General features: G+C 65.9%; 27 protein-coding genes. 13 read left to right on the top strand and 14 right to left on the bottom strand.

From position 1 onward, the window contains the following. Positions 1-39: 39 nt before the first annotated feature. Genes nirJ through A6A04_RS08300 form a run of 12 tightly spaced genes read right to left on the bottom strand, consistent with a single transcriptional unit; the run spans position 40 to position 8,539 of the window. Positions 40-1,179, bottom strand: coding sequence for a heme d1 biosynthesis radical SAM protein NirJ (nirJ, locus tag A6A04_RS08250; RefSeq protein WP_068491785.1), 1,140 nt, complete (start codon positions 1,177-1,179; stop codon positions 40-42). Positions 1,180-1,189: 10 nt separating this feature from the next. After that, positions 1,190-1,672: a siroheme decarboxylase subunit beta gene (gene ahbB, locus A6A04_RS08255; protein WP_068491786.1), complete on the bottom strand. Its 483-nt coding sequence runs from the start codon at positions 1,670-1,672 to the stop codon at positions 1,190-1,192. Next, positions 1,669-2,112 (bottom strand): Lrp/AsnC family transcriptional regulator, encoded by a 444-nt coding sequence (locus A6A04_RS08260; protein ID WP_068491788.1) that lies wholly within the window; start codon positions 2,110-2,112, stop codon positions 1,669-1,671. Before A6A04_RS08260 ends, ahbB (A6A04_RS08255) begins: the two co-directional genes overlap by 4 nt. Continuing rightward, positions 2,105-2,611 carry a siroheme decarboxylase subunit beta gene (gene ahbB / locus A6A04_RS22895; protein ID WP_068491791.1) on the bottom strand — a complete coding sequence of 169 codons (507 nt, stop codon included), beginning with the start codon at positions 2,609-2,611 and terminating at the stop codon, positions 2,105-2,107. The genes A6A04_RS08260 and ahbB (A6A04_RS22895) overlap by 8 nt, the downstream gene beginning before the upstream one ends. Further along, positions 2,602-3,051 carry an AsnC family transcriptional regulator gene (locus tag A6A04_RS22900; RefSeq protein WP_068491792.1) on the bottom strand — a complete coding sequence of 150 codons (450 nt, stop codon included), beginning with the start codon at positions 3,049-3,051 and terminating at the stop codon, positions 2,602-2,604. The genes ahbB (A6A04_RS22895) and A6A04_RS22900 overlap by 10 nt, the downstream gene beginning before the upstream one ends. 2 nt (positions 3,052-3,053) lie before the next feature. Then, positions 3,054-4,217: a cytochrome D1 domain-containing protein gene (locus A6A04_RS08275; protein ID WP_068491794.1), complete on the bottom strand. Its 1,164-nt coding sequence runs from the start codon at positions 4,215-4,217 to the stop codon at positions 3,054-3,056. Continuing rightward, on the bottom strand, positions 4,214-4,534 hold the full coding sequence (locus A6A04_RS08280; protein WP_068491797.1) for a c-type cytochrome: 321 nt from the start codon (positions 4,532-4,534) through the stop codon (positions 4,214-4,216). Before A6A04_RS08280 ends, A6A04_RS08275 begins: the two co-directional genes overlap by 4 nt. Positions 4,535-4,568: 34 nt before the next feature. Then, complete coding sequence (locus tag A6A04_RS23410; protein ID WP_281196718.1) at positions 4,569-4,703, bottom strand: hypothetical protein; 135 nt, start codon at positions 4,701-4,703, stop codon at positions 4,569-4,571. Between the two features lie 53 nt (positions 4,704-4,756). Continuing rightward, on the bottom strand, positions 4,757-5,536 hold the full coding sequence (gene cobA, locus A6A04_RS08285; RefSeq protein WP_068491798.1) for a uroporphyrinogen-III C-methyltransferase: 780 nt from the start codon (positions 5,534-5,536) through the stop codon (positions 4,757-4,759). Continuing rightward, on the bottom strand, positions 5,533-5,859 hold the full coding sequence (locus A6A04_RS08290) for a cupredoxin domain-containing protein (RefSeq protein WP_068491800.1): 327 nt from the start codon (positions 5,857-5,859) through the stop codon (positions 5,533-5,535). The genes cobA and A6A04_RS08290 overlap by 4 nt, the downstream gene beginning before the upstream one ends. A gap of 11 nt (positions 5,860-5,870) precedes the next feature. Continuing rightward, the gene (locus tag A6A04_RS08295) at positions 5,871-6,887 is read right to left on the bottom strand and encodes an ethylbenzene dehydrogenase-related protein (RefSeq protein ID WP_068491802.1); all 1,017 of its coding nucleotides are present in this window, start codon (positions 6,885-6,887) and stop codon (positions 5,871-5,873) included. Positions 6,888-6,910: 23 nt separating this feature from the next. Next, positions 6,911-8,539, bottom strand: a complete 1,629-nt coding sequence (locus A6A04_RS08300) for a NapC/NirT family cytochrome c (RefSeq protein WP_068491804.1) — start codon at positions 8,537-8,539, stop codon at positions 6,911-6,913. A gap of 404 nt (positions 8,540-8,943) precedes the next feature. Here A6A04_RS08300 and A6A04_RS08305 point away from each other — a divergent pair, with 404 nt between their 5' ends. From A6A04_RS08305 to A6A04_RS08315, 3 genes are all read left to right on the top strand, one after another. Beyond that, positions 8,944-9,636, top strand: coding sequence for a Crp/Fnr family transcriptional regulator (locus tag A6A04_RS08305; protein ID WP_068491806.1), 693 nt, complete (start codon positions 8,944-8,946; stop codon positions 9,634-9,636). 19 nt (positions 9,637-9,655) lie between these two features. Beyond that, entirely contained in the window at positions 9,656-10,444 is a 789-nt protein-coding gene (locus tag A6A04_RS08310; RefSeq protein WP_068491808.1) for a Crp/Fnr family transcriptional regulator, read from the top strand. A 163-nt stretch (positions 10,445-10,607) separates the two neighbouring features. Further along, positions 10,608-12,236: a nitrite reductase gene (locus tag A6A04_RS08315; RefSeq protein WP_068491810.1), complete on the top strand. Its 1,629-nt coding sequence runs from the start codon at positions 10,608-10,610 to the stop codon at positions 12,234-12,236. Positions 12,237-12,455: 219 nt separating this feature from the next. Here the strand turns inward: A6A04_RS08315 and thiS are convergent, their stop codons facing one another. Then, positions 12,456-13,427, bottom strand: coding sequence for a sulfur carrier protein ThiS (gene thiS, locus A6A04_RS08320; RefSeq protein ID WP_068491812.1), 972 nt, complete (start codon positions 13,425-13,427; stop codon positions 12,456-12,458). Positions 13,428-13,579: 152 nt separating this feature from the next. On the opposite strand from thiS, the gene aroQ reads away from it, so the two are divergent. The 10 genes from aroQ to A6A04_RS22275 all read left to right on the top strand — a co-directional run bounded on the left by aroQ (position 13,580) and on the right by A6A04_RS22275 (position 23,054). Continuing rightward, positions 13,580-14,038 (top strand): type II 3-dehydroquinate dehydratase, encoded by a 459-nt coding sequence (gene aroQ, locus A6A04_RS08325; protein WP_082914799.1) that lies wholly within the window; start codon positions 13,580-13,582, stop codon positions 14,036-14,038. Then, positions 14,038-14,499 (top strand): acetyl-CoA carboxylase biotin carboxyl carrier protein, encoded by a 462-nt coding sequence (locus tag A6A04_RS08330; protein ID WP_068491813.1) that lies wholly within the window; start codon positions 14,038-14,040, stop codon positions 14,497-14,499. Before aroQ ends, A6A04_RS08330 begins: the two co-directional genes overlap by 1 nt. A gap of 5 nt (positions 14,500-14,504) precedes the next feature. Further along, complete coding sequence (gene accC, locus A6A04_RS08335) at positions 14,505-15,851, top strand: acetyl-CoA carboxylase biotin carboxylase subunit (protein ID WP_068491876.1); 1,347 nt, start codon at positions 14,505-14,507, stop codon at positions 15,849-15,851. Positions 15,852-16,007: 156 nt separating this feature from the next. After that, positions 16,008-18,002, top strand: coding sequence for an FAD-dependent oxidoreductase (locus A6A04_RS08340; protein ID WP_068491816.1), 1,995 nt, complete (start codon positions 16,008-16,010; stop codon positions 18,000-18,002). 320 nt (positions 18,003-18,322) lie between these two features. Further along, positions 18,323-20,521, top strand: a complete 2,199-nt coding sequence (locus tag A6A04_RS08345; protein WP_156612527.1) for a helix-turn-helix domain-containing protein — start codon at positions 18,323-18,325, stop codon at positions 20,519-20,521. 69 nt (positions 20,522-20,590) lie between these two features. After that, the gene (locus A6A04_RS08350; protein WP_068491820.1) at positions 20,591-20,980 is read left to right on the top strand and encodes a bacteriohemerythrin; all 390 of its coding nucleotides are present in this window, start codon (positions 20,591-20,593) and stop codon (positions 20,978-20,980) included. 102 nt (positions 20,981-21,082) lie between these two features. Next, the gene (locus tag A6A04_RS08355) at positions 21,083-21,688 is read left to right on the top strand and encodes a YceI family protein (RefSeq protein ID WP_068491822.1); all 606 of its coding nucleotides are present in this window, start codon (positions 21,083-21,085) and stop codon (positions 21,686-21,688) included. A gap of 10 nt (positions 21,689-21,698) precedes the next feature. Continuing rightward, positions 21,699-22,253, top strand: a complete 555-nt coding sequence (locus tag A6A04_RS08360; protein WP_068491823.1) for a cytochrome b — start codon at positions 21,699-21,701, stop codon at positions 22,251-22,253. After that, complete coding sequence (locus tag A6A04_RS08365) at positions 22,250-22,807, top strand: YceI family protein (RefSeq protein ID WP_068491826.1); 558 nt, start codon at positions 22,250-22,252, stop codon at positions 22,805-22,807. The genes A6A04_RS08360 and A6A04_RS08365 overlap by 4 nt, the downstream gene beginning before the upstream one ends. 76 nt (positions 22,808-22,883) lie before the next feature. Then, positions 22,884-23,054 carry a hypothetical protein gene (locus A6A04_RS22275; protein WP_156612528.1) on the top strand — a complete coding sequence of 57 codons (171 nt, stop codon included), beginning with the start codon at positions 22,884-22,886 and terminating at the stop codon, positions 23,052-23,054. A gap of 292 nt (positions 23,055-23,346) precedes the next feature. On the opposite strand, the gene rmuC is transcribed toward A6A04_RS22275, so the two are convergent. Next, complete coding sequence (rmuC, locus tag A6A04_RS08370) at positions 23,347-24,765, bottom strand: DNA recombination protein RmuC (RefSeq protein WP_172822747.1); 1,419 nt, start codon at positions 24,763-24,765, stop codon at positions 23,347-23,349. Between the last annotated feature and the right edge of the window lie 81 nt (positions 24,766-24,846).

The following is a 24,846-nucleotide window of genomic DNA, read 5'->3' on the forward strand; positions in this document are numbered from 1 at the left end:
TCTCCCGCAAGCGGGCGAGGGAAGATTGCCATGCCTTCATCAGATGCCGACCTCCTCGTCGGTGAGATAACAGCCGGGGTCCTCGGCCCAGACATTGCCGGTGACCCGCTGGGCCCGCACCCTGGTATTGCCGTTGCAGGCGGCGAGGTGGACGCAAGCGGCACAGCGCCCCTCCACCGGCCGGGGGTGGCGTTTCAGCCCCGCCATCAGCGAATCCGAGGTATCGGGCCAGATGTCCGAGAACGCCCGCTGCCTCACATTGCCGATGGTATGATTCCACCACATGGTGTCCGGGTGGACGTCGCCGACATTGTCGATATTGGCGACATTGACCCCCGAGGCGTTGCCGCCCCATTGCACCAGCTTGGCGGCGATGTGGGCGACCTTGTCGGGGAGGCGGGACCGGACCCAGGACAGGAAATAGGGTCCATCGGCATCGTTGTTGCCGGTGACGAACTCCCGCTGGCGCCCAGCCTCCACATGGCTCCAGGCGGTATCGAACAGGGTAAGCATCGCCCGGCGGGTCGCCTGCACCGAGGCGTCGTCCAGGCGGTTCTTGTTGCCGCGACCGGCATAATTGAGGTGGGAGAAGTAGAACTTGCCCACGCCTTCCGCCTCGGCCAGCGCCATGACCTGGGGCAGTTCCCCGGCATTGTCCATGGTCATGGTAAAGCGCAGCCCCACCTTGACCTCGCGTTCCACCAGGGCGCGGATGCCCGCCACCGACGCATCAAAAGCGCCGTCCAGCGCCCGGAAGCGGTCATGGGTGGCGCCGATGCCATCGATGCTGATGCCGACATAGTCGAAGCCGATGGCCTTGATGCGATCCGCCATGACCGGGTCGATCAGGGTGCCGTTGGTGGACAGGGCGGTATAGAATCCCTTCGCCTTGGCCCGTTCGGCGATGGTGAAGATGTCGGGGCGCAGCAAGGGCTCTCCGCCCGACAGGATCAACACCGGCACCCGGAACGCCTTGAGGTCGTCCATCACCGCGAACACCTCGTCGGTGGACAATTCGCCCGCGAAGTCCTTGTCGGTGGAGATGGAATAGCAGTGCTTGCAGGCCAGATTGCAGCGGCGGATCAGGTTCCAGATCACCACCGGGCCGGGCGGATCGCGGCGCGGCCCCGGCGGGGTCGGGGCGACAAGCTCGTGCATGAACTGGGATACGCGGAACACGGCGAAACTCCTAGAGGCGCAACCCGGTCTTCTTCAGGATGCGCGAACTGAACAGCACCAGATGGCCGCGCGACAGCGGCCCCAACAATTGGGCGATACTCGCCACCAAGGCATCGGCGGCGGCCTTTTCCTTGGCGTGGATCATGGCGAACAGCGAATAGGGCCAATGGGGAAGGTGGCGCGGCCGGTGGTAGCAATGGCTGACGAAGTCCAGATTGCCCACCAGCAGCCCGGCCTCGGCGATGTCCTCGTCGGCCACGTCCCACACCGTCATGCCGTTGAAGCCATAGCCCAGGGCGTAGTGATTGGGCACCAGCCCGATGCGGCGGATCACGCCTGCGGCCAGCAGGCGCTCCATGCGGGCCATCACCTCCTCGGGCGTGGTCCCCACCGCTTCCGCCACGGCGTGATAGGGCCGCTCCACCAGCGGCAGGCCTTCCTGGGTGGCGCGGACGATAGCGCGGTCGAGGGGGGAGAGAATGCCCCCGCTCATGCCTCGAACCTCAATCCCACGAAGAACTCCTCGATCTTGGGCATGTCATGGACGGGCAGGCCGGTGCGGGATTCGATCTCGGCCAGCACCTGCTTGATGCGTTCGGGCCGCTCGGTCGCCACCACGAACCACATGTTCAACGCATGCTCGCGGGCGTAGTTATGGGCCACCTCGGGGAAGGAATTGACCACCGCCGCCACCTCGTCGAAGCGATCGGCGGGCACCTGCATGGCCGAGAGGGTCAGGCCGCCGCCCATCTTTTCCGCATGCCACATCGGCCCGAAGCGCGAGATCACTCCCGCCTGCTTCAATGCCGTGATCCGGGCCAGCAGCTCGGCCTCGTCCAGCCCCAGCCGCCCGGCCGCCAGCGCGAAGGGGCGTTCGGCGATGGGAAAGCCGCCCTGGAGCGCGTTGATGATGCGGCGGTCAATCTCATCCATGGCCCACCTCCGCCGCCAGCGGGCGGCCATAGCGCGCCCCGGTCTGCTTGAAGCGGCGGGTGGAGAACAGCACCGTGTGGGAATAGGTCTCCAGCCCGTGGCACTGGATCAGGCCGCGGATGGTCTCTTCCACCGTGGCCCGATCGCGGCCATGGATCATGCAGAACAGGTTATAGGGCCAGACCGGCGGGCGGCGCGGACGGCGATAGCACAAGGTCACCTGATCCGACCCGGCCAGCCGATGCCCGACCTCGCCCACCTCGGTATCGGGGATGTCCCACACCGCCATGGCATTGGCGCGAAAGCCCAATTCATGATGGCGGACGATGACGCCGAAGCGGCGGATGACGCCCGAATCGCGCAGCGCCTCGATCCGCGCCAGAACCTCGACCTCGTCCATGCCGACCATCTCCCCCACCGCCCGATAGGGGCGCTCCACCAGCGGCAGGCCGGAGGCGATGACCGAGATCAGGGCGTGGTCGGAATCGCTCAGCTCCATTTCAGGTCGAATCCCAGGTCGATATGGAAGGGCTCCAGCAGCGGCAGGTCCAGCACGTCGAGCCCGGTGCGCCCGGAAATATCGTCCAGCACGGCGCGCACCGCTTGGGCAGAACTGGCGGTGACCACGAACCACAGATTCAGGCGGTGTTCGCGCTGGTAGTTGTGATTGACCTCGGGATAGGCATTGACCAGGGCTGCGACGCGCTCCAGCTCCTCGGGCGGAACCGCCAGGGCGGCCAGGGTGCTTGCACCCACGGCATGGGGGCGGAACACCGCGCCGACCCGGCTGACCGAGCCGCCGCGCGACAGCCGGTCGAGGCGCGCGATCACCTCGTCCTCATTGATGCCCAGCTTCTCGCCCAATTCGGCATAAGGGCGCGCGGTCAGGGGGAAATCCCGCTGAAAATCGTTGAGCAGCCTCTGGTCCACGAGGTCCATGGCTACAGCCCCGTCCGATGGGCGCGCGAGGTGAAGAAGATGCCGCTGGGCTTGGCGGCGGGCAATTCGGCCACCTGTTCCAGGGTCTGGGTGTCGTAAACCACCACCTTGTCGGAGTCCCGCGCCGACAGCCACACCCGCTCGCCCTTGGGGGTGAATTCCATGTGCAGGATGGCCTTGCCCGGCTCGATGGTCTTGATCACCCGTTTGCTGGGCACGTCGATTACCTGCACCACGTTGTAGTCGGGCACCGCGAAATTGACCCAGACCTGGCGGCCATCGGGCCGCGCCATGGCGAAGACCGGCTGGCCCGCCACATCGACGCGGGCCTTCTCTTTCCAGGTGGTCTTGTCCACCACCAGCACCTGATGGCGACCGATGGCGGGCAGCCAGACCTCGTTGCCAGCCGCCGCCCAGCCGCGCAGATGGGGCATCTTGAACACCGGCAGCGGCTCGGCTCCCTTGCCGTAGCCGTCCAGGATGCGCGTCACGCCCCTGTCCAGATTCCACAGGTCAAGCAGGGCGATGCCGTCCTCGCCGAACAGCCCGGCCAGATACCAGCGGCCGTCGCCGGTGATCAGGGCGTCATAGGGCAGCTTGCCGATATTGGTGAACTTGGTCAGGGCAGGCCGCGCCGGATCGGCCAGATCGGCGATCCAGATCTCGCCCGCGTCATACAGGGTATAGATGAAGCGGCGGCCGGGAAGGTCGGCGATGCCGATGACCTTGGACGCCTTGCCATCGGCGCCGATAGCCGGGATGTCGGCCACGGGAGCCAGGGTGGCGGTATCGAATACCTTGATGCCGCCCGGCGTGTAATTGGCCACCGCCACCAGCGACCCGTCCTGGGAGATGGCGCCGCCGATGGAATTGCCCGACTGCACCACCCGATTGGCGATGGCGCCGGTCAGCAGGTCGAGCTTGGTCAGGCCGCCATCGCGGCCGAACACGAAGGCGAAGCGGGCGTCGCGGGAATAGACCAGGGCGGCATGGGACAGATCGCCCAGGCCCGGCACCGAGGCCAGCATGGAATTGGTGGTGGTCTCCACCACCATCACCCTTCCGTCGGCGCGTTCCACCACCAGCCCCAGATCGCCGGTGCCGCGCAGCGGCTGGGCGCAGGCCGAGAGCAGCAGCAGGGCGGCCACGAGCAGCGGGCGTTTCATTTCACCTCTCCCAACAGATAGGCAACCATCCAGGCGGCATCGTCGCGGCTGAGCATGCTTTTCCACGGCGGCATGGGGGTGCCGGGACGGCCGTCCAGGATGGTCTCGATCAGTCCCTCGGCGGGATATTGTGCCAGCAGTTCGGGCAGCAGCGGCGAGCCCAGCCCGCCCTTGCGGGTCATGCCGTGGCACGAGCCGCAATCCTGGGCCACCATGTCGCGCAACTGATCGCGGCGCGACGCGACGGGCTCCGCCGTCGCGACCGTGGCGCTCGCCACCAGTCCCATCACCACGACGAACGCGATCCCCGGTCGCATCGGCGAACTCTCCCACTGTCATGGGATATGCATATCACCGGGAAAAATCCGGCGGCTTGACGTTGAGCAAGAGACTCAGCCGCATGCCGGTGATGTGACGTGTCATCCCGACGACCAGGGGGAGGAGGTATCCCGTCCTGACCAGACGTTTTAGGATCGGCACGATCATGCCAAGCGGAGATTCCTCGCTCCGCTCGGAATGACCGAAGTGACAATCGGGGATCACAGCCCCAGCACGGCATCCGGTAGCGGGGCCTCGGCCAGTTCCGCCGCCAAGGCGAGATCGACCACCTTGCCGATGATGATCAGGGCGGGTGGCTGGACGCCGCGCGCGTCGATCTCGGCCTTGATGCCGTCCAGGACACCCCGGAAGCTGCGGCTGGCGCCGCTGGTTCCACGCTCGATCACCGCAACCGGCGTGGCGGGGTCCAGCCCGGCGCCCATCAGCCCGGCGGCGATCAGACCGATGGTGGCGATGCCCATATAGACCACCAGGGTGCAACTGGGATCGGCCAGGGATCGCCAGTCCATCTCCAGCGCCTGATCCTCGCTGAAATGGCCGGTGATCAGCCGCACGCCGCGCGCCACGTCGCGATGGGTCAGGGGAATCCCCGCCATGGCGGCGCAGCCCGAGGCGGCGGTGATGCCGGGCACCACCTCGACCGCGATACCGTATTGGGCGAGATACAGGGCTTCCTCGCCGCCGCGCCCGAACACGAAGGGATCGCCGCCCTTCAGCCGCACCACCCGGCGGTCGGGGCGGGCCAGGCTGACCAGCAGATCGTTGATCTCGGACTGGGGTAGCAGATGGCGGCCGCTTTCCTTGCCGACGCTGATCCGTGCCGTGCCCGGTGGAATCAGCTCCAGGATTCCCTCGCCCACCAACCGGTCATAGACCACCACATCGGCCGACTGGATCAGGCGCAGCGCCTTGACCGTCAGCAGGTCGGGATCGCCGGGTCCGGCGCCCACCAGATGCACCAGGGGAGGCGCGGCGCTCATGGCACCACCTCGACCACGCCGGTCATCTCGCGATGGGGACCACAGACATAAGGGTAAAGGCCGGGCTTGTCGAAGGTGCGCTTCCAGCTCTCGCCGGGGAACAGCCGGTCGGATTCCGCCAGCCCCTCCTTCTCGAACAGCACGCTGTGGCTGGTGCGTTTCTCGTCATTGACCCATTCCACGGTGGTGCCGGGCTTGACCTTCACCAGCTTGGGCACGAACTGCATCCGCTCCATGCCGACGCGGACGGTCTCGCCCGCCCAGCCGGGGGCGGCGACCAGCAGCGCCGCCGCCAACCCCATCAGGATCGCGCGTCCCCCCATGGCCGCCTCCCCTATTTCTTCACCGCCTTGATCTCGCCCTCGGCATCCAGGCCCAGCCGGAGGTCGAGGGAGACATGGTGGAAGCGCCCGGCCGAGAAATCGTCATGCACGGCGAAGCCGACGGTGTAGGACTTGCCCGCTTCCAGCGCCACCGAACCGGCGGCGGCGGGCTTGAGAGCACGGGCCAGGGTGACCACCCATTTGTCGCCTTCCTTCTTGCCGGAATAGGCCACGTCGGTTCCCGCCTTCATTGTCCGCTCGGCCAGGATATAGCCCTGCTCGGAGGCGCCAGAGGACTTGAAGCGGGTCAGGTCGAGATAAGCGCCGCTCTTCAGCAAGGCGTCCAGCTCGGCCTGCGGCTTGACCTTGTCCCAGTTGTCGCGCTTGGTGGTGTCGAACTGGGTGCGGCTTTCCGGCACGTATTTGGTGACATAGCCCGCCTTGGTGTCGATGCCCTTGGCGGCGCCCAGGGCGGCCGCCTCGGGCGCGGTGGGCATGTCGCGATTGTCGGAATGGCACGAGGTCCAGCAGCCCGAGCGCGCCGCCATGTCGACCTTGCCCGCGTCGATCATCATGGCCAGCTTGATCTCGTTGTCGGGGTCCATCTTGCCGCCCTTGGCGAAGGGAATGGGGGCATGGGCGCCCGCCGGGAACTCGAAGCGCATATAGAGGGTGTCGGCGTCATAGGCGGCCTTGATGGTCAGCGGCACCGATGCCCGCTTGCCCGGAATGGGGGTCTTTTCCGCCTTGGCGCCCGACACCATCTTGGCGCCCATGTCGGCGGCTTCCTCGGAATGGCATTCGAAGCAGCGGTCACCCTTCTTGAAGGCGCGCACGCCGCCGTGATCGGTGCCGGTGAGAATCCATTCCATGGAGGTCTGGCCGGGATAGAACAAGGTGGTCTTGGTGGCGGGCACCGAGGCCCAGTCGATATCCTTCAGCTTGGGGGCGGCCTGGGCCGCGCCCCCGGTAACCAGGGCACCCGCCACGAGGGATGCCAGCATGCTGGTGCGGGTCAGGGTGATCATGGCGGGTGCTCCTGTCTTGGTCTCTACAGTTTGACGGCCTTGATCTCGCCCTCGGCGTCGAGGCCGAGCTTGAGGTCGACGGACACATGGTGGAACCGTCCGGTGCTGAAATCGTCATGCACCGCGAAGCCCACCGCATAGGACTGGCCGGGAACCAGATTGACCTCGCCCGGTTGGGTCGCCTTGAGGCGGCGGACCATGGTCACCACCCATTTGTCGCCTTCCTTCTTGCCGGAATAGCTCACGTCGTTGCCGGCTTTCAGAATACGCTCGGCCAGGATGTAGCCTTGCTCGGAGACGCCCTGAGACTTCCAGCGGGTCAGGTCGAGGAAGGTTCCATTCGCCAGCATGGCATCCAGTTCGGCCTGGGGCTTGACCTTGTCCCAATTGTCGCGCTTGACGGTGTCGAACTGGGTGCGGCTTTCCGGGACGTATTTGGTGACATAGCCCAGCTTGGTATCGATGCCCCTGGCAGTGCCCAGCGCCGAGGCGGCGGGAGCGGTGGGCATGTCGCGGGCGTCGGAATGGCACGAAGTCCAGCAGCCCGAGCGCGCCGCCATGTCGACCTTGCCGCCGTCGATGATCATGGCCAGCTTGACCTCATTATCGGCGTCCATCTTGCCGCCCGGGGCGAAGGGAACCGGCGCGTGCGCCCCGGCCGGGAACTCGAAGCGCATATAAAGGTTATCCGCGTCATAGGCGGCCTTGACCGACAGCGGAATGGCGGCGCGCTTGCCAGGGATGGGAGTGGCCTCGGCCTTGGCGCCCGACACCATCTTGGCCCCCATCTCGGCGGTCTCGTTGCTGTGGCATTCGAAGCAGCGATCACCCTTCTTGAAGGCACGGGTGCCGCCGTGGTCGGTGCCGGTCAGCACCCATTCGATGGCGGTCTGGCCGGGATAGAACAGCACGGTCTTGGTCTCGGCCGCCTTGCTCCAGTCCACCGCCTTGCCGGTCACCGGCGGCAGCGCCGCACCGCCAGCGGCGGCCGGGGCGGACGCGGCAGCGGTCGCGGGAGCAGGAGCCGGTTTGGCGGCGGCGGCCTTCTTGGCCTCGGCCTCCTTGGCCTTCTGCTCCTCCTCCTGCTCCAGCAGGTGGTGCACCGGCTTGTGGGCAATGCCCTTGTGGCAGTCGATACAGGTGCCGCCCTCGGCCTGCGCATTGGTGTGCTGCTTGCGGGCGCGCTGCTTTTGCATGTCGGGGTTCATCTGGTCGAAGGCATGGCAGTTGCGGCACTCGCGCGAGTCCGTGCTCTTCATGGTCTCCCAGACCCGCTTGGCCAGTTGGTAGCGTTTGCCATCGAATTTCTCGGGGGTATCGACCGTGCCCATCAGCCAGTGGAACACCTCGCCGCTGGCCTGGATCTTGCGGATGAACTTGTGGACCCAGTCCTTGGGCACATGGCAATCCGAGCAGGTGGCGCGCACGCCGCTGCGGTTGGTGTAGTGAATGGTCTTGATGTATTCCTGGTAAACGTTGTCCTTCATTTCATGGCAATTGATGCAGAAGCCCAATGTATTGGTCGCTTCCATCGCCGTGTTGAAGCCGCCCCAGAAAACGATGCCGCCAACGAAGATCACGGCCGCGCCGAAAATGGACGCCCCCAGGATCTTTATTTTCGACAGCTTGCTGAACAAGGATTCGGTTGCCATTGCGCTCCCCAGCACCGTCTCGCGCCCTTGACCCCGCCTCCAGCCTTAGCACGTGGCCAAGGCGGCAAACTTGATCATGGGCAATAGTTACGGGGATGCTGCGGGCCCCCCTCACCGCTCCGCAAGGCGAGACGTCCATTCCCCCGGACGTCAGACACCTCTTGGGTGCCACGCACTTTACTGTCTGGCCCCATGGCGCCGTCGTGACCTTGATCAATTTGATCGGCCATTCCTCCGAATCGGCCATTACATTAGGGATACTAAAACGACCAGACCATACCGAAGCAATACCCATATTAGTTTTGAGGTCGTTCAATCTTAACCAACGTCAAGTCGCGCACATTACCTGGATGTCATGATCCGGCACGATTGGATGCCCCGGGTCGGGGTGGCCGGAGAAAGTCATGGGTTCGGACGCCATCAGCGCACTGAGGAAGAATCAGCTTTTCGCGCCGCTGCCCCAGGCGGAGCTGGCCCAACTGCTGGATGGCCACCGGGTGATGAGCTTCGCCGAGGGGGCCGAACTGTTCAGCGAGGGCGACCGTGCCGAGCACCTGTTCCTGATCCTGTCGGGTCAAGTGACCCTGGTTCCCTCGGCCAGCACCGGGGCGACCGCGGCCACCATCCGCCTGATCGAGGGCGATACCGCGGGCGAGGAGGCGGTGCTGACCGGCATGCCTTATTGCGCCACCGCCAGGGCATTGAGCCCGACCTCGGTCATGGCCATTCCCGCCGCGACCCTGATGACCCATCTGGAACGCCATTTCGAGACCGCCATCGGCATGATTTCCGCCATGGCGACCCATCTGCGCGATCGGGTGCGTGAAATCACCGAACTGAAGATGCAGTCCACCGCCGAACGCCTGGCCGGCTTCCTGCTGACACTGGCGGGGCCGGCCACGGGAAGAGCGGTTGTCCGGCTGCCCTATGAAAAGCGTCATCTGGCCGACCATCTGGGCATGGACCCCGCGACCCTGTCGCGGGCCTTCGCCAAACTCCGCGATTCCGGGGTGGTGGCAAGTCGGACCGACAAGGTGGAAATCGCGGATGTGACGAGGCTGAGGTCCTATGGCAACGGCGCAACGTTTACCCATTAGCCCGATGGCGGAACCGATCATGGCCAAGCCCTCGTCTTGCCCCTGCCGCCCCGCCTGCGAGGGGCCGACCAGCGACTGCGAGCGGACGCTCGGCACGCCGCAGCGGTTATTCAAGGGCTCGCAATCGGCCCAGGACGTGGTGACGGCCCTGCCGCTGTTCGATGGCATCCAGCCCGAGGTGCTGAACCGTCTGCTGGCCGATTCCAACACCATCAGCCGACGACGCGCCACCTTGCTGTTCGGCGCGGGCGACGAGGCCGATTGCTTCTATATCGTGCTGGATGGGGCGGTGAAGCTGTTCGCCCTGTCCCAGGACGGCCGCGAGACCATCGTCGAGATCTTCGGTCCCGGCACCAGCTTCGCCGAGGCGGCCATGCTGGCCACCGGGCGTTTCCCGCTGCATGCCGAGGTCATCGAGGATGCCAGCCTGATCCGGGTGGGCCGTCGCGCCTTTCTCCATACCTTGCACTCCGACCATGCCCTGGCCTATCGCATGCTGGCCGGATTGGTGAAATGGAACCGCAGGCTGGCCACCGAAATCCACGACCTGAAGCTCCGCACCCCATGGCAGCGGGTGGCGGAGTTCCTGCTGGCCCAGACCGGAGTGGTCGAAGGACAGGCGGATATCTCCCTGCCCTTCAATAAGGAGGTTCTGGCCAGCCGGGTCGGCATCCGCCGCGAAAGTCTGTCCCGTGTCCTGGGAAGGTTGCGGGCGCTGGGCGTTCAGACCTCTGGAAATGCCGTCAGAATCGAGGATGTGGCTACCCTGCGCCGTGCCTGCCTGGACGCCAGTACCCCTAAGTCCTGACGTCATAGATCGTTCGTCTCGCTCCCTGATATTCCTGTTCGGAATTTGACGATAGTCACATCCATTTGACCTTTGTCAGACCATCCTCGCCGCACTGAAAGCTTTGACCAGGGCGCTACCGCGCCTCGCGGGTCGGGTCATTTTCGTAAGGGAGGGTTGCCGTATGTGGAAGGGAGTTCGCAATGCGCTGCTGCTGACGGCGTTGCCGTTGGCCATGAGCGGCGCCGCCATGGCGCAGGAAGCCGCGCCGACGCTGTCCAAGGAAGCCAAGGAAGCCAGCGCCAAGATCTATTTCGAGCGTTGCGCCGGCTGCCATGGCGTGCTGCGCAAGGGCGCCACAGGTAAGAATCTCGAACCCGCCAACACCGCCAAGCTGGGCCAGGCGCGTCTGGAGAAGATCCTGACCAACGGCACCGACGGCGGCATGGTCAATTTTGACGACATCCTGACCAAGGATGAGATCAAGAACATGGCCACCTATATCCAGATGACCCCGGACGTCCCGCCGGAATGGGGCATCAAGGACATGACCGCGTCTTGGAAGGTCACGGTGAAGCCGGAAGACCGTCCCAAGAAGCAGATGAACAAGATCAATCTGAAGAACGTCTTCTCGGTGACGCTCCGCGATTCCGGCGAAGTGGCCCTCATCGACGGCGACACCAAGAAGATCTGGACCATCATCAAGACCGGCTACGCGGTCCACATTTCCCGCCTGTCGGCCTCGGGCCGCTATGTCTACGTCATCGGCCGCGACGGCAAGCTGGATATGATCGATCTGTGGATGGAGACCCCCGCGGTGGTCGCCACCATCAAGATCGGCATGGATGCCCGTTCGGTCGACACCTCCAAGTTCAAGGGCTTCGAGGACAAGTACGCCGTGGCCGGTTCCTATTGGCCGCCGCAATACGTGATCATGGACGGCGCCGACCTGAAGCCGCTCAAGATCGTCTCGACCCGCTCCATCACCGTGGACGGCGAGTATCATCCCGAGCCGCGCGTGGCCTCCATCGTTTCCTCCATGATCAAGCCGGAATGGGTGATCAACCTGAAGGAAACCGGCCTGATCAAGCTGGTGGACTATTCCGACATCAAGAATCTGAAGGAAACTACCATCGAGTCCGCCAAGTTCCTGCATGACGGCGGCTGGGACGCGACCAAGCGCTACTTCCTGGTGGCCGCCAACGCCTCCAACAAAGTCGCCGTGGTCGACACCAAGGAAGGCAAGCTCGCCGCCCTGGTCGACACCAAGTCCAAGCCCCATCCGGGTCGCGGCGCCAACTTCAACCACCCGAAGTTCGGCCCCGTCTGGGCAACCTCGCATCTGGGCGCCGACGTGATCACCCTGATCGGCACCGATCCGGCCAAGCACAAGGAATACGCCTGGAAGGTGGTCGCCGAGCTGAAGAACCACGGTTCGGGTTCGCTGTTCGTCAAGACCCATCCCAAGTCGAACAATCTGTGGGCTGACGCGCCCCTGATGCCGGAAGCCGCCGCCGCCGAGTCGGTGACCGTCTACGACATCAAGAATCTCGACAAGGGTCCGGAGATCATCAACATCGCCAAGCTGGCCGACCTGCCCGAGACCAAGGCGGTCAAGCGCGCGGTGCATGCCGAATACAACGAAAAGGGCGATGAAGTCTGGTTCTCCATCTGGGCCGGCAAGACCGATCCGTCGGCCATTGTCATCCTCGACGACAAGACCCGCAAGCTGAAGGCGGTGATCAAGGATCCCAAGCTGATCACGCCGACCGGCAAGTTCAACGTCTACAATACCCAGCACGACATTTACTAAGACCGTCGAGTACCCTTCACTGAAACCCCCGGGAACCTTTCGGTTCCCGGGGGATTTTTTTGCCTGACATGCCCCCTCCCCACCCCTCCCCCGGCGCAGCCGGGGGAGGGAGCAAGATAGAGGAGCCCCCCTCCCCATGGCGGTGGGAGGACACACAATAAAAGCCCTCCCCCACGGAAGTGGGGGAGGGTTGGGTGGGGGCATCTTCCCCCGAACGCCTCAGATCAGGCCCGAGATGGGCGAGGACGGATCGGCATAGCTCTTCTTGGGCATGCGCCCGGCCAGATAGGACAGCCGCCCGGCCTCGATGGCCAGCTTCATGGCCCGCGCCATGCGAATGGGATCGGCGGCATGGGCGATGGCGGTGTTCATCAAGACGCCGTCGCAACCCAGTTCCATGGCCACCGCCGCGTCCGAGGCGCAGCCCACCCCCGCGTCCACCAGCACCGGCACCGACACGGTTTCCTTGATGATGCGGATCGTGGTGGGGTTGAGGATGCCGAGCCCCGAGCCGATCAGCGAGCCCAGCGGCATGATGGCGACACAGCCCATGTCTTCGAGCATCTTGGCCTGGATGGGATCGTCGGAACAGTAGACCATGACCTCGAAGCCGTCCTTGATCAGGGCTTCGGCCGCCTTCAGCGTCTCGGGCATGTTGGGGTAAAGGGTGGTCTGGTCGCCCAGCACCTCCAGCTTCACCAGGTTCCAGCCCCCGGCCTCGCGGGCCAGCCTGAGCGTGCGCACCGACTCGTCGGCGGTGTAGCAGCCCGCCGTATTGGGCAGGAAGGTGTATGTCTTGGGGCTGACATAGTCCACCAGCATGGGCTTGGACGGGTCCGACAGATTGACCCGGCGCACCGCCACGGTGACGATCTCGGCGCCCGAGGCCTCGATGGCCCGGGCGGTTTCCTCGAAATCCTTGTACTTGCCGGTGCCGACCAACAGGCGGGACGAGAAAGTCTTGCCCGCCACGGTGAAGGTGTCCAGGTCGGAGCCGCCGCCGATGAAGGCCACGATCTCAAGCTTGTCGCCGTCATTGACCGGCACCTGGGCATAGGCGGATTTGGGCACGATTTCCAGATTGCGCTCCACCGCGACCTTGCGGGGATCGACCCCCAACTCGCCCAGCAGGGCCTCGACGCTCATGGACGCGGAAAAGCTCCGCTCCTCACCATTGATCACCAGTTTCATGGACCTGTCCCACGGCAAAATAACCAAGGGTAAGAGTATGGGGCGCCATCGGGCCCGAGGCAATGGGCCGACGCGACTGAAAGCGTTGCACCGTCCTCCGCCCGTGCTATAAACCCAGCCATGGCACTTGAGCGCAAGAGGGGGGAGGTCCGGTGAACGCCGCTCCCGTCATCAGCATCATCAACGGCCCCAACCTCAACATGTTGGGCACGCGGCAGCCGGAATTGTACGGGCGCGAAAGCCTGGGCGATATCGAAGCCCTGTGCCGCGCCCATGCCGATGGGCTGGGCCTCGCGGTCGAGTTCCGCCAAAGCAACCACGAGGGCGACCTCGTGACCTGGATCCAGGAGACCCGGGGACGGGCATCGGGCATCATCATCAATGCCGGGGCCTATACCCATACATCGGTGGCCATTCTCGACGCCTTGCTGGCGGCCGAGGTTCCAGCCATCGAGGTCCACCTGTCCAACATTCACCAGCGGGATTCGTTCCGCCATCATTCATACGTGGCCAAGGCGGCCAAGGGCATGATCTGCGGGCTGGGAAGCCACGGATACCTGCTCGCGCTCGACGCGCTGGCCCGCCTGATCAAGGGAAGTTCAGAGGCATAATGGGCAACAAGACTCCCACTCCCATCGACAGCGACCTGGTGCGCACCCTGGCCGCACTGCTCGACGAGACCAATCTCACCGAGATCGAATACGGTGTCGGCGACGTCAAGATCCGGGTGGCGCGCACCGCCGCCCCGGTCACCGTCCATCACGGCGCCGCCCTGGCGCCCATGGGCCATCCCACCGCCCAGCCCGGCCAGACCGGCGCCGCGGCCGATGCCGATCATCCCGGCGCGGTGACCTCGCCCATGGTGGGCGTGGCCTATCTGTCGCCGGAACCGGGCGCCACCAAGTTCATCAATCCCGGCGACATGGTCGCGGAGGGCCAGACGGTGATGCTGATCGAGGCCATGAAGACCTTCAATCCGATCCGGGCGCCCCGCTCCGGCAAGGTCACCCGCATCCTGGTGACCGACAGCCAGCCGGTTGAGTTCGGCGAGCCCCTGATGATCATCGAATAGCAATGATGTTCGAAAAGGTCCTCATCGCCAATCGGGGCGAGATCGCACTGCGCATCCACCGCGCCTGCCGCGAGATGGGCATCCGCACCGTCGCGGTGCATTCCACCGCCGACAACGACGCCATGCATGTGCGCCTGGCCGACGAGGCCGTGTGCATCGGCCCGCCCTCGGCGCGGGACTCCTACCTCAACAAGGCGGCGATCCTGTCGGCGGCCACCATCACCGGGGCGGACGCCATCCATCCCGGCTACGGTTTCCTGTCGGAAAACGCCGACTTCGCCCAGATGGTGGAGGAACACGGCTTCGTGTTCATCGGCCCCACCGCCGACCACATCCGCATGATGGGCGACAAGATCACCGCCAAGCAGGCGGCCAAGGACGCCGGTATTCCGGTGGTGCCGGGTTCTGAAGGTTCCATCGATTCCGAGGAACAGGCGCTGTCGGTGGCCGAGAGCATCGGCTATCCGGTGCTGATCAAGGCGACGGCGGGCGGCGGCGGCAAGGGCATGAAGGTGGCCCGGACCGCCAGCGAACTGGTGGAAGCCTGGAAGATGGCCAGGAACGAGGCCAAGGCCGCCTTCGGCAATGCCGACGTCTATATGGAAAAGTATCTGGGCAAGCCGCGCCATATCGAGATGCAGATCCTGGCCGACAATTACGGCGCGGTGGTGCATCTGGGCGAGCGCGACTGCTCGCTCCAGCGCAAGCACCAGAAGGTGCTGGAAGAGGCGCCCTCGCCCGCGCTCAACGCCGACCAGCGCGAGCGCATCGGCAAGATCGCCTGCGACGCCATCGCCAAGCTGGGCTATCGCAACGCCGGAACCATCGAATTCCTGTTCGAGAACGGCGAGTTCTACTTCATCGAGATGAATACCCGCCTGCAGGTGGAGCATCCCATCACCGAGGCCATCACCGGCATCGATCTGGTGCGCGAGCAGATCCGCATCGCCGCGGGCGCCCCGCTGGGCTATACTCAGGCCGATATCCGCTTCCAGGGCCATGCCCTGGAATGCCGCGTCAACGCCGAGGACCCCCAGACCTTCATCCCCTGCCCCGGGCGCATCGAGGGCTATCACGCCCCCGGCGGGTTGGGAGTGCGGGTGGATTCCGGCCTGTACGCGGGCTATCGCATCCCGCCCCACTACGACAGCATGATCGCCAAGCTGATCGTCCACGGCAATTCCCGCAACGAGGCGCTGATGCGCCTGCGGCGGGCGCTGGGCGAATACGTCATCGAGGGGGTCAAGACCACCTTGCCGCTGCATAACCGGCTGGTGAACGACTCCGACTTCGTCAATGGCGACTATGATATCCACTGGCTGGAAAAATTCGTCGAACGCAATACGCCGTAGCGCCCGACGCCAGGGGGATCAATCCAGGGGTGGCCGCAAGGCCGCCCCTTTTTGTTTTGCCGGGCCGGTCGGAAAGCCATGCCTTTGGCCGCTTGCTGGAGCGGTTCCAAAGACGCATAGTGATACCGAATTACCCCCCCCCCTGAGAGTGCCTCCATGAGCTTTCCCCGCCTGCTGTCGCCACTTCACATCCGCTCGATCCGCCTGCCCAACCGCATGATCATGGGCTCCATGCATCTGGGTTTCGAGAGCGCCGCCGATGGCTTCGCCCGGCTGGCCGCCTTCTACGCCGAGCGGGCTAGGGGGGGCATCGGCCTGATGGTCACCGGCGGCGTCGCCCCGACGCCCGAGGGCAGCTTCGGCCCCGATGGCACCGTGCTGGCCGACGAACACGGCGTGGCCGACCATCGCATGATCACCCAGGCCGTCCACGCCGAGGGTGGGCGCATCCTGATGCAGATTCTCCATTGCGGCCGCTATTCCAAGCACCGCGAGCTGGTGGCGCCGTCAGCGGTCAAGGCCCCCATCAGCCCCTTCACCCCGCGCGAGATGTCGGAGGCCGACATCCTCGCCACCATCGAGGCCTATGGCCGCACCGCCCGGCTGGCGGTGGCGGCGGGCTATGACGGGGTCGAGGTCATGGCCTCGGAAGGCTATCTGATCAATGAGTTCATGGCGCCGCGCACCAACAAGCGCACCGATGGCTGGGGCGGCGACCTGGCGGGACGGCTGCGTTTCCTGCGCGAGATCACCCGCAAGGTGCGCGCCGCCCTGGGCGACAAGCTGATCCTGTCGGTGCGGCTGTCCATGGTGGATCTGGTGGAGGACGGCCTGACCGCCGAGGAAGTGGTGGCCGCCGCCCGCGCGGTGGAGGCCGAGGGCTGCGACCTGCTCAACAGCGGCATCGGCTGGCACGAGGCCCGGATTCCCACCATCGCCCATACCGTGCCGCAAGGCGCCTGGACCTGGGCCACCGCCCGGGTCAAGGCGGCGGTGGGCATTCCGGTGGCCGCCAGCAACCGCATCAAGTCGCCCGACATGGCCGAGGCGCTGCTGGCGCGGGGCGAGGCCGATCTGGTGTCCATGGCCCGGCCGCTGCTGGCCGACCCCGACTTCGCCGTCAAGGTGGGCGACGGCCGCGCCGAGGTCATCAATGCCTGCATCGGCTGCAACCAGGGCTGCCTCGACCCCATATTCTCGGGCGGGTCCGCCACCTGCCTGGTCAATCCCCGGGCCGGGCGCGAATCCCGCTTCCGCTCCTCGCCCACCAAGGCTTCCAAACGCATCGCCGTGATCGGCGGCGGCCCGGCGGGCATGTCCTGCGCCCTGGAAGCCGGACGGCGCGGCCATGCCGTGACCCTGTTCGAGGCCGGGCCGGAACTGGGGGGGCAGTTCCTACTGGCGCGCCGGGTGCCGGGCAAGGAGGAATACCAGGCGACGCCCCGGCATTACGCCTTCGAACTGGCCGCCGCCGGTGTGGAGCTCCGCCTGGGCCGCGAGGTCGGGGTCGAGGACCTGGACGGCTTCGACCAATACGTCCTGGCCACCGGCATCACGCCGCGCGCCCTGAACCTGCCCGGAGCCGACCACCCCATGGTGGTGGGCTATGACGAGGTGCTGTCCGGACGCAAGGCGGTGGGCGAACGGGTCGCCATCCTGGGATGCGGCGGCATCGGCTTCGACGTGGCCCTGGCGCTGCTGGGCGAGACCGAACCCTTCGACGCCGCCTGGGGCATCGACCGCTCCTTCGCCCATCCCGGCGGCCTGCGCCCCGCCGCCCCGCCGCCATCGCCACCTCGCCGCATCGTCATGATGCAGCGCAAGCCCGATCGCCCCGGCGCCGGGCTGGGCAAGACCACCGGCTGGATTCACAAGGCGGTCTTGCAGCGTCGGGGAGTGGAAATGTTGAGTGGCGTAACCTATCTCCTTATCGACGACAAGGGCGTTCATCTTTCGTTAAATAATGCCCGGCATGTCGTCGAGGCGGACACAGTTGTCGTCTGTATCGGCCAAGAGTCCCGCCGCATCCTCCTGCCCGACCTCGCCGCCCTGGGAAAGCCGGTCCACCTGATCGGTGGAGCCAGGGAATCCGCTCGTCTTGATGCCCTGGCGGCCTTCGAGGAGGGCACCCGCCTGGGGCTGGCACTATGACTTGTGTCCGAGCGCGCCCCGGCCATCCATTAGCGGCGACACGATCAATTATTACCAGGCCTTCAATATTCACGTGATTTCCGCGTCTATTTCTATCGACCAGCTTGCCTTGCCGACATTTTCCGGTTCATAGTGGCAGGATGCGTTTAGTAGGAAAACCGAGACGCAAGGAGTCTACCCCCCGACAGCCATCATGGATGGGCTGGTCGGCGTTGCGTGCCCGAGTGGCGGAGTATCGGGGGGGGGCCAAGACAGGTGGTGAAGCATCCACTCCCCCATCCAGACTCGATGACGTGATCCAGCCCCTGGGACTTGGCGGATTGCTTTGGGTTCCTGTGCTGCTGGTCGTGATTTCCCTGGTCGCCGTGGCATCCGGCATCCTGCGCCTGATGGGGAGGGCGCTATCGGCTCTGGTCGAGGCCTTGGTGGCCGGATGGCGGAGCCTGGCGGCGGCGGCGTCCAAGATCGCGGATATGGGGCGGCGGCTGGTCGCCCCTATTTTCGCTTTCACTCCCGCCACCACGGTTCGCGATCGTCCCAGCGACGGACGCTTCAACGCCGTCGAAGATAAGGTTGTCCGCCATATCGAGCCCGCGACGCCGGATGACCTTGCCCTGATCCGCCGCGCCCTGGCGGAAGTCCCCGACAAGGGCGACAATGCCCTGCCCCAGGACCTCGCCCTGCTGGCCCGTCTGCTGGCCGATTCCCCACCCGGCAATGATTTCGCCGCCGCCGACATGGTGCGTGACTGCTTCGACGAGTTCGGCAGCAGCGGCGTGCGCTCGCGCGCCTTGCTGGCGGTGGCCCAGAAGCTGGCGCGGCATTTCGCGACACCGGCACGGTTGCCATTGGCCACCACGCGGGCGTGGCGCATGCTCGACCCGGTGGTGTTCGGCGACGAGATGGCGGCGCAATTGTCGGTGATCGGCCGTTTCGTTTTCGACTGGCAGAAGACGCAACAGACGTTCCTGTGCCTGGAATACGGCGAGATCGAGCTGATCGAAACCCTGTTCGAGGCCATGCACCCCGGCCGCCACGCCAAGGAGATGGCCGACGTCCTGGAGTTCAAGGTGCTGTCCAACCGGCGCCAGGGCTTGCTTCGCCGCGTTCCCCACCGGGTGCGCAAGCTGGCCCAGGACCCCGCCCGGCGCGCCGATGCCCGCGACTATGTCGAGGCCAGCCAGGCCTTCCTGAACAAGATCGCCACCGCCCGGCAGTATCAGCCCATCATCGACGCGGCGGCGGCGTCACTGGAAGAAATCAACAAACTGGCGGAAAAGATGTTTCCGCCCGCCGCCCAGGCACTGCCGCCGCCGGGAGCTGGTGGCGGCGAGGGGCAAGCCCTGGCCCGCATCAATCCCATCAAGATGCCGGCCTCGGAACTGGCCGAGCGGGCCATCCGCGAGGCACAGGCCAATGGGGGGACGCCGCAGTCGGTCCCCTCCGGAAGTCCGGCGCCCATTCCCGCCACGGTGCCCACCGCCGCCCAACCGGCGCGGGACGCTGACGTCATCCCCCGCACCATCCCGGCAACGCCGCCATCCGCCGCGCCAATACCCACCCTGCCGCCCCAGTCACTCCCGGCCCAGGCGCTCCCGGCCCAGGCGCCCCTCCGGGCGACAGCCCCGACGAGCGCGCCGCCCCGTCGCGCCCCCGGCCTTGGCCCCCGCTACAGCGCCGATGCCCGGCCGCTGCGGTTGAAGCCCCCCCTGGCCGTGGTTGCCCGTCACGAAGAGCCGCCGCCCTCCCTCTCGGCGCGCCCCACGGCCATCCTCCCCGGCGGGCGTCCGCAACTCCCCGCTTTCCTGTCGGCCCCCCTGCCGGTGCTGGCCAATGCCCTGCTGACCGCCTCTCCCGGAACGCCCGAACCGGTAAAGCCCAAGGTGGCTACGCCACTGACCGGCCGCATCGCCCTGCCCAGTGTCGGAGGCAAGCCGGTGGCGGTATCCAACGCCGCTCCCGTCGCGCAACGCCCCGCCCAACCCACCGCCCCGACGGCGGCGCCGGCCCGGGTGGCGACGGGCACCATTGCCCTTCCCCCGGCCATGGCCAAGGCTCCTGCGCCCGCCCAGGCTACCGTGGCGGCCACCGCCACCGATGCCCCGAAGGCCACCGTCACCGACCTGACCGTGGTGCCGAAATCCAAGCGGCCGCCCATCACCCAGGCAATCAAGCGCCAGTCGGTGCTGAAGGTCCTGCGCGGCGAATCCTCGGCGGCCATCGCCGCCGCGCTGGGCATCCGCGAGGGCAAATTGGACGAATGGGTCGATGCCTTCATTTCGGCTGGCGCGGGCGCATTGTCCCCGGCCAAGCCCAAGCGCGAACATCGCCGCAAGCCCGCGGAAGAACCGTTGTCGGCGGAGGTGCTGCGCGCCAAGCTGGCCGAGGTCCTGGCCACCGCCCAGATGATCGAGCGGGCCATGGAAAGCCAGTTGTCTCCCCGCCGCCCCATGCTGCTGCCGCCGCCCGACAGTGACGGTGGCCATCACCTGCCGAAACGGCCGCGCCGCAAGGGCTGATCCCATTGATCCCAGGACCTTCCATTCCCATGTATCCGTGATGAATGTCACGGGATCGGGGGGAAGGGGATGACACGTCAAGAGGGACCGCGGACCAGTCAGGCCGGGATCGACGCCGAACATCGGATTCAAGTGGAACTGATCCTGGCTCTTGAGCAGGGGCTGGCCATGGGCCGTGACCACGAGGACCTCAAGGCTTTGCTCCGGCAACTGGTCGACTACACCGATGTGCATTTCATGTCGGAACAGATGCTGATGCGGCTGTATTCCTACCCCGCCCTTGCCGAACATGAAGCCGCCCACGACAAGCTGATGGAGCAGGCGCGCCGGATCGAGGCCGATTTCTGCTCCGAGGAGCCCTCGGGGGTGTCATCGGAATTGCTGATATTGAAGCAATGGCTGTTGGACCATATCCGCAGCGACGACTACGCCTTCCACAGTCACCTGAGCAGCGTCTGACTGTTCCCCATCCAGCAACAATCCGTTTCCGTATGACTGGATTGTCGTAACCTGGCGCCGCGGTAGACTCGGCACCAGTTCCATCACCCCACGAGGTCCGCCATGAAGCTTGCCCCCTTGGTCCTGGTCGCCGCCCTGGCCGCCGTCCAACCCGCCTTCGCCCAGTCCTCCGCCAGCACCGATCCCGCCAAGGTCGAGGCAGGCCGTTATGTGGTGGACAAGACCCACGCCAAGATCATCTTCTCGTTCAATCATCTGGGCTTTTCCACCTCCTACGGCCTGTTCAGTGACTTCGACGCCGAGATGACCTTCGATCCCAAATCCCCGGCCAAGAGCAGCCTGGCGGTCAGCGTCAACATGGACGGCGTCGTCACCACCGTGCCGAAATTCGACGCCCATCTGAAGTCGCCCGACCTCTTCGATACCGCCAAGTATCCCACCGCCAGCTTCAAGAGCACCGCCATCGAGGTCACCGGCCCCACCACCGGCCGCATCACCGGCGAGCTGACCCTGCACGGCGTGACCCGCCCGGTGGTGCTGGACACCACCTTCAACGGCGCGGGCGTGCATCCCATGAACAAGAAGTTCGTGGCGGGCTTCAACGCCACCGCCAAGCTGAAGCGCAGTGATTTCGGCCTGGGCTACGCCCTGCCGGTGGTTGGCGACGAAGTGACGCTGACCATCAGCACCGAATTCGTCCATCAGTAGCCCCGTCGCCATGTCCGCGCGCCTTCGCTACGACGGCGTCGCCATGACCCTGCATTGGGCCATGGCGGCGGCCATCCTCGGCCTGCTGGCTTCCGGCTTCGTCATGATCGGGCTGAAGCCGGGTTCCGCCCAGCAATTCCAGATGTACCAGACGCACAAATCGGTGGGCATCACCGTGCTGGCCCTGACCCTGCTTCGCCTGGGCTGGAGACTGGCGCACCGGCCGCCATCGCTGCCCGACACCATGCCCGCCTGGGAACAGGCCGTCGCCCATGCCGGGCACTGGGCTCTGTACGGCCTGATGCTGGCCATGCCGCTGGCCGGCTGGGCGGTGGTCTCCACCTCGCCCTACAACATCGCCACCGTGCTTTACGGCCTGCTGCCCCTGCCCCATCTGCCCCTGCCGCGCGACCTCAACGGCGCCGCCAAGCTGGCCCATCTGATCGGGGCCTGGCTGATGGTCGCCACCCTTCTGGGGCATGTGGGGGCGGCGTTGCGCCACCACCTGCTGCTGAAGGACGAGGTCATGGCCCGCATGCTGCCCCGTTTCCGGAGAGACTCATGAAAGCCATCCTGATGCTTGCCGCCGCCCTGATGGTGTGCGGCGGAACCGCCGACGCCGCCCAGTGGCAGATCGATCCGGCCAAGAGCCGCCTGGGCTTCGTCGGCAAGCAGGGCGGCAGCCCCTTCGACGGCCGCTTCACCCGCTGGTCGGGCAACATCGACTTCGATCCCGCCAATCCCGGCGCGGGCAAGGCCGCCATCGACATCGACATGGCCAGCGCCGTGACCGGCGACCGCGAGAAGGACGGCGCGATACCCGAGTCCGACTGGTTCGACGTCAAGAGCTTCCCCCGCGCCCGCTTCGAGGCCGCCAGCTTCCGCGCCAAGGGAGGCAATGCCTTCGAGGCGGTGGGCAGCTTGTCCATCCGAGGCGTCAAGAAAGAGGTGGTGCTGCCCTTCACCCTGGAGATCAGCGGCGACGCCGCCCGCGCCAAGGGACGGCTGGACTTGATCCGTACCGATTACGGCGTCGGCCAGGGCGTGTGGAAGAGCGGCGACACGGTGGCGCTGGAGGTGGCGGTCACGGTGGATCTGGTGGCCGACCGCAAACCTTAACCAATCCATCACACCGATATCGCTGAACATCCGTATTCTCCCCCCGCCCACGCCACCGGGCCTAAGGAGACCATGGATGCACGCCAACCAGGCCAATTCGCGCCAATGCGCCGACTGCTATTACCGGGTCGGCACCCGCTGCGCCGCCGCCGAGGCAGAGGAGGCGCGCGCTAAAAACGGCTCCGACGGATATTGCGAACGCTTCATCCGCGCCTCGTTGCGCTTCGCCTTCTTTCCCAAGATGTAGGAGCGGTAATCTCGTCATGGCCGCCCCCCCCTGATCAAGTCCGGGGGTGATCCGACTCGTCATGTCATCCCGAGCAACAGCGAGGGATCGAAACCGGCATTCCAGGCGGAGATCCCTCCGCCCAGGGCGTCGGGATGACAGGTCATTTCTTAGGTCGGCCGGTATCATTCGTCATGCGCGGGCTTGTCCCGCGTATCCACGCCCATCCACCAAAGCCAATATGTCCAACGGCGCTCGGGCTGACCCACATGGGTGGCCGGGACAAGGCCCGGCCATGACGAAAAAAGGGGGTCTAAGCCTCGTCCTCGCCGGTATCGGCGATAGCGGTGCCACCGAAGGACAGCAGCGCCTCGGCCCCCGCCTCGGGCAGGGCCTCCACCGAGCGCAGGCGGCGATCGATGGCGCGGCGGCGGACGGCGACGGCGTCGATGCTGGACGAGGCTTCCTGCAGCTTCTTCTGCACCTTGTCCAGCACCTCGCCATATTTGCCGAACTCGGTCTTGACCGCGCCCAGGATTTCCCAGACCTCGCTGGAACGCTTCTCGATGGCCATGGTGCGAAATCCCATCTGCACCGCGTTGAGAATGGCGCCCAGCGTGGTCGGCCCGGCGGCCACCACCTTGTAGTCGCGCTGGATCAGGTCCATCAGGCCGGGGCGGCGCAGCACCTCGGCATAGAGGCCCTCGGTGGGCAGGAACAGGATGGCGAAATCGGTGGTGACGGGCGGATTGACGTATTTGTCGCGGATGTCGCGGGCGAACTGCTTGACGCGGGTTTCCAGCGCCTTGGCGGCCACTTCCACCGCTTCCGGGTCGGCGCGCTCCACCGCCATCTGCAGCCGCTCGTAATCCTCGTTGGGAAATTTTGAATCGATGGGCAACAGCACTTCCGGGTCCTGGTCGCCCTTGCCCGGCAGGCGGATGGCGTAATCCACCCGTTCCAGGCTGCCCTTCTGGCAATTGGCCTCCTTGAGGAACTGGTCGGGACGGAAGATCTGCTCCAGCAGATTGCCCAACTGCACTTCGCCCCAGGTGCCGCGCGTCTTCACATTGGTCAGCACCCGCTTGAGATCGCCGACGCCGTTGGCCAGGCTCTGCATCTCGCCCAGGCCCTTGTGCACCTGCTCCAGCCGCTCGCTGACCAGCTTGAAGGATTCGCCCAGGCGCTTTTCCAGGGTGCCCTGCAGCTTCTCGTCCACGGTCTGGCGCATCTGCTCCAGCTTGGCGGTGTTCTCGCCCCGCAGCTTCTCCAGATGCTCCGAGACCACGCGGGTCTGCTCGGCCACCGCCTTGGCCACGGTCTCGAGGCGTTCACGCAGGGTATTGGTCAGGGCCTCGCCCTGGCTTTTCAGGCCGCCCGCCACCTCTTCGCGCAGATTGCGGCCCTGGGTGGCCTGGTCGGCGCGGAATTCCGCCAGCTTCTGCTCCACCAGCAGCCGCAGCTCGGTGAACTGCTTGTCGGCCCCGGCCTGAGCGCCTTCCTGGAAGGCGCGGATCAGCCCGCCCATCTCTTCCCGCCCGGCGCGGGCCTGGGTGGCCGCCTCGTCACGGCCGCGCTGGGCCTCGTCGCGCAGGGCGCGCTCCAGCCGGTCCACCTGGGCCGCCAGCGCCTCGATCTCGCGTGCCGCCGAGGGCGGACGGCGGAACAGCAGCACCAGCACCCCGGCCAGGGCGACGAAGGACAAAGCGGCGGACAGAATGGTATAGGTCATGGGCACCCCCTCGGAACAAAGAGAGTACACCATGAGCCATCACCGATTGCAATGGCCGAGATGATACGGGCGGGGCGCCCG

It is taken from the genome of Paramagnetospirillum marisnigri, from assembly GCF_001650715.1.
In the GTDB taxonomy this organism is placed as follows: domain Bacteria; phylum Pseudomonadota; class Alphaproteobacteria; order Rhodospirillales; family Magnetospirillaceae; genus Phaeospirillum; species Phaeospirillum marisnigri.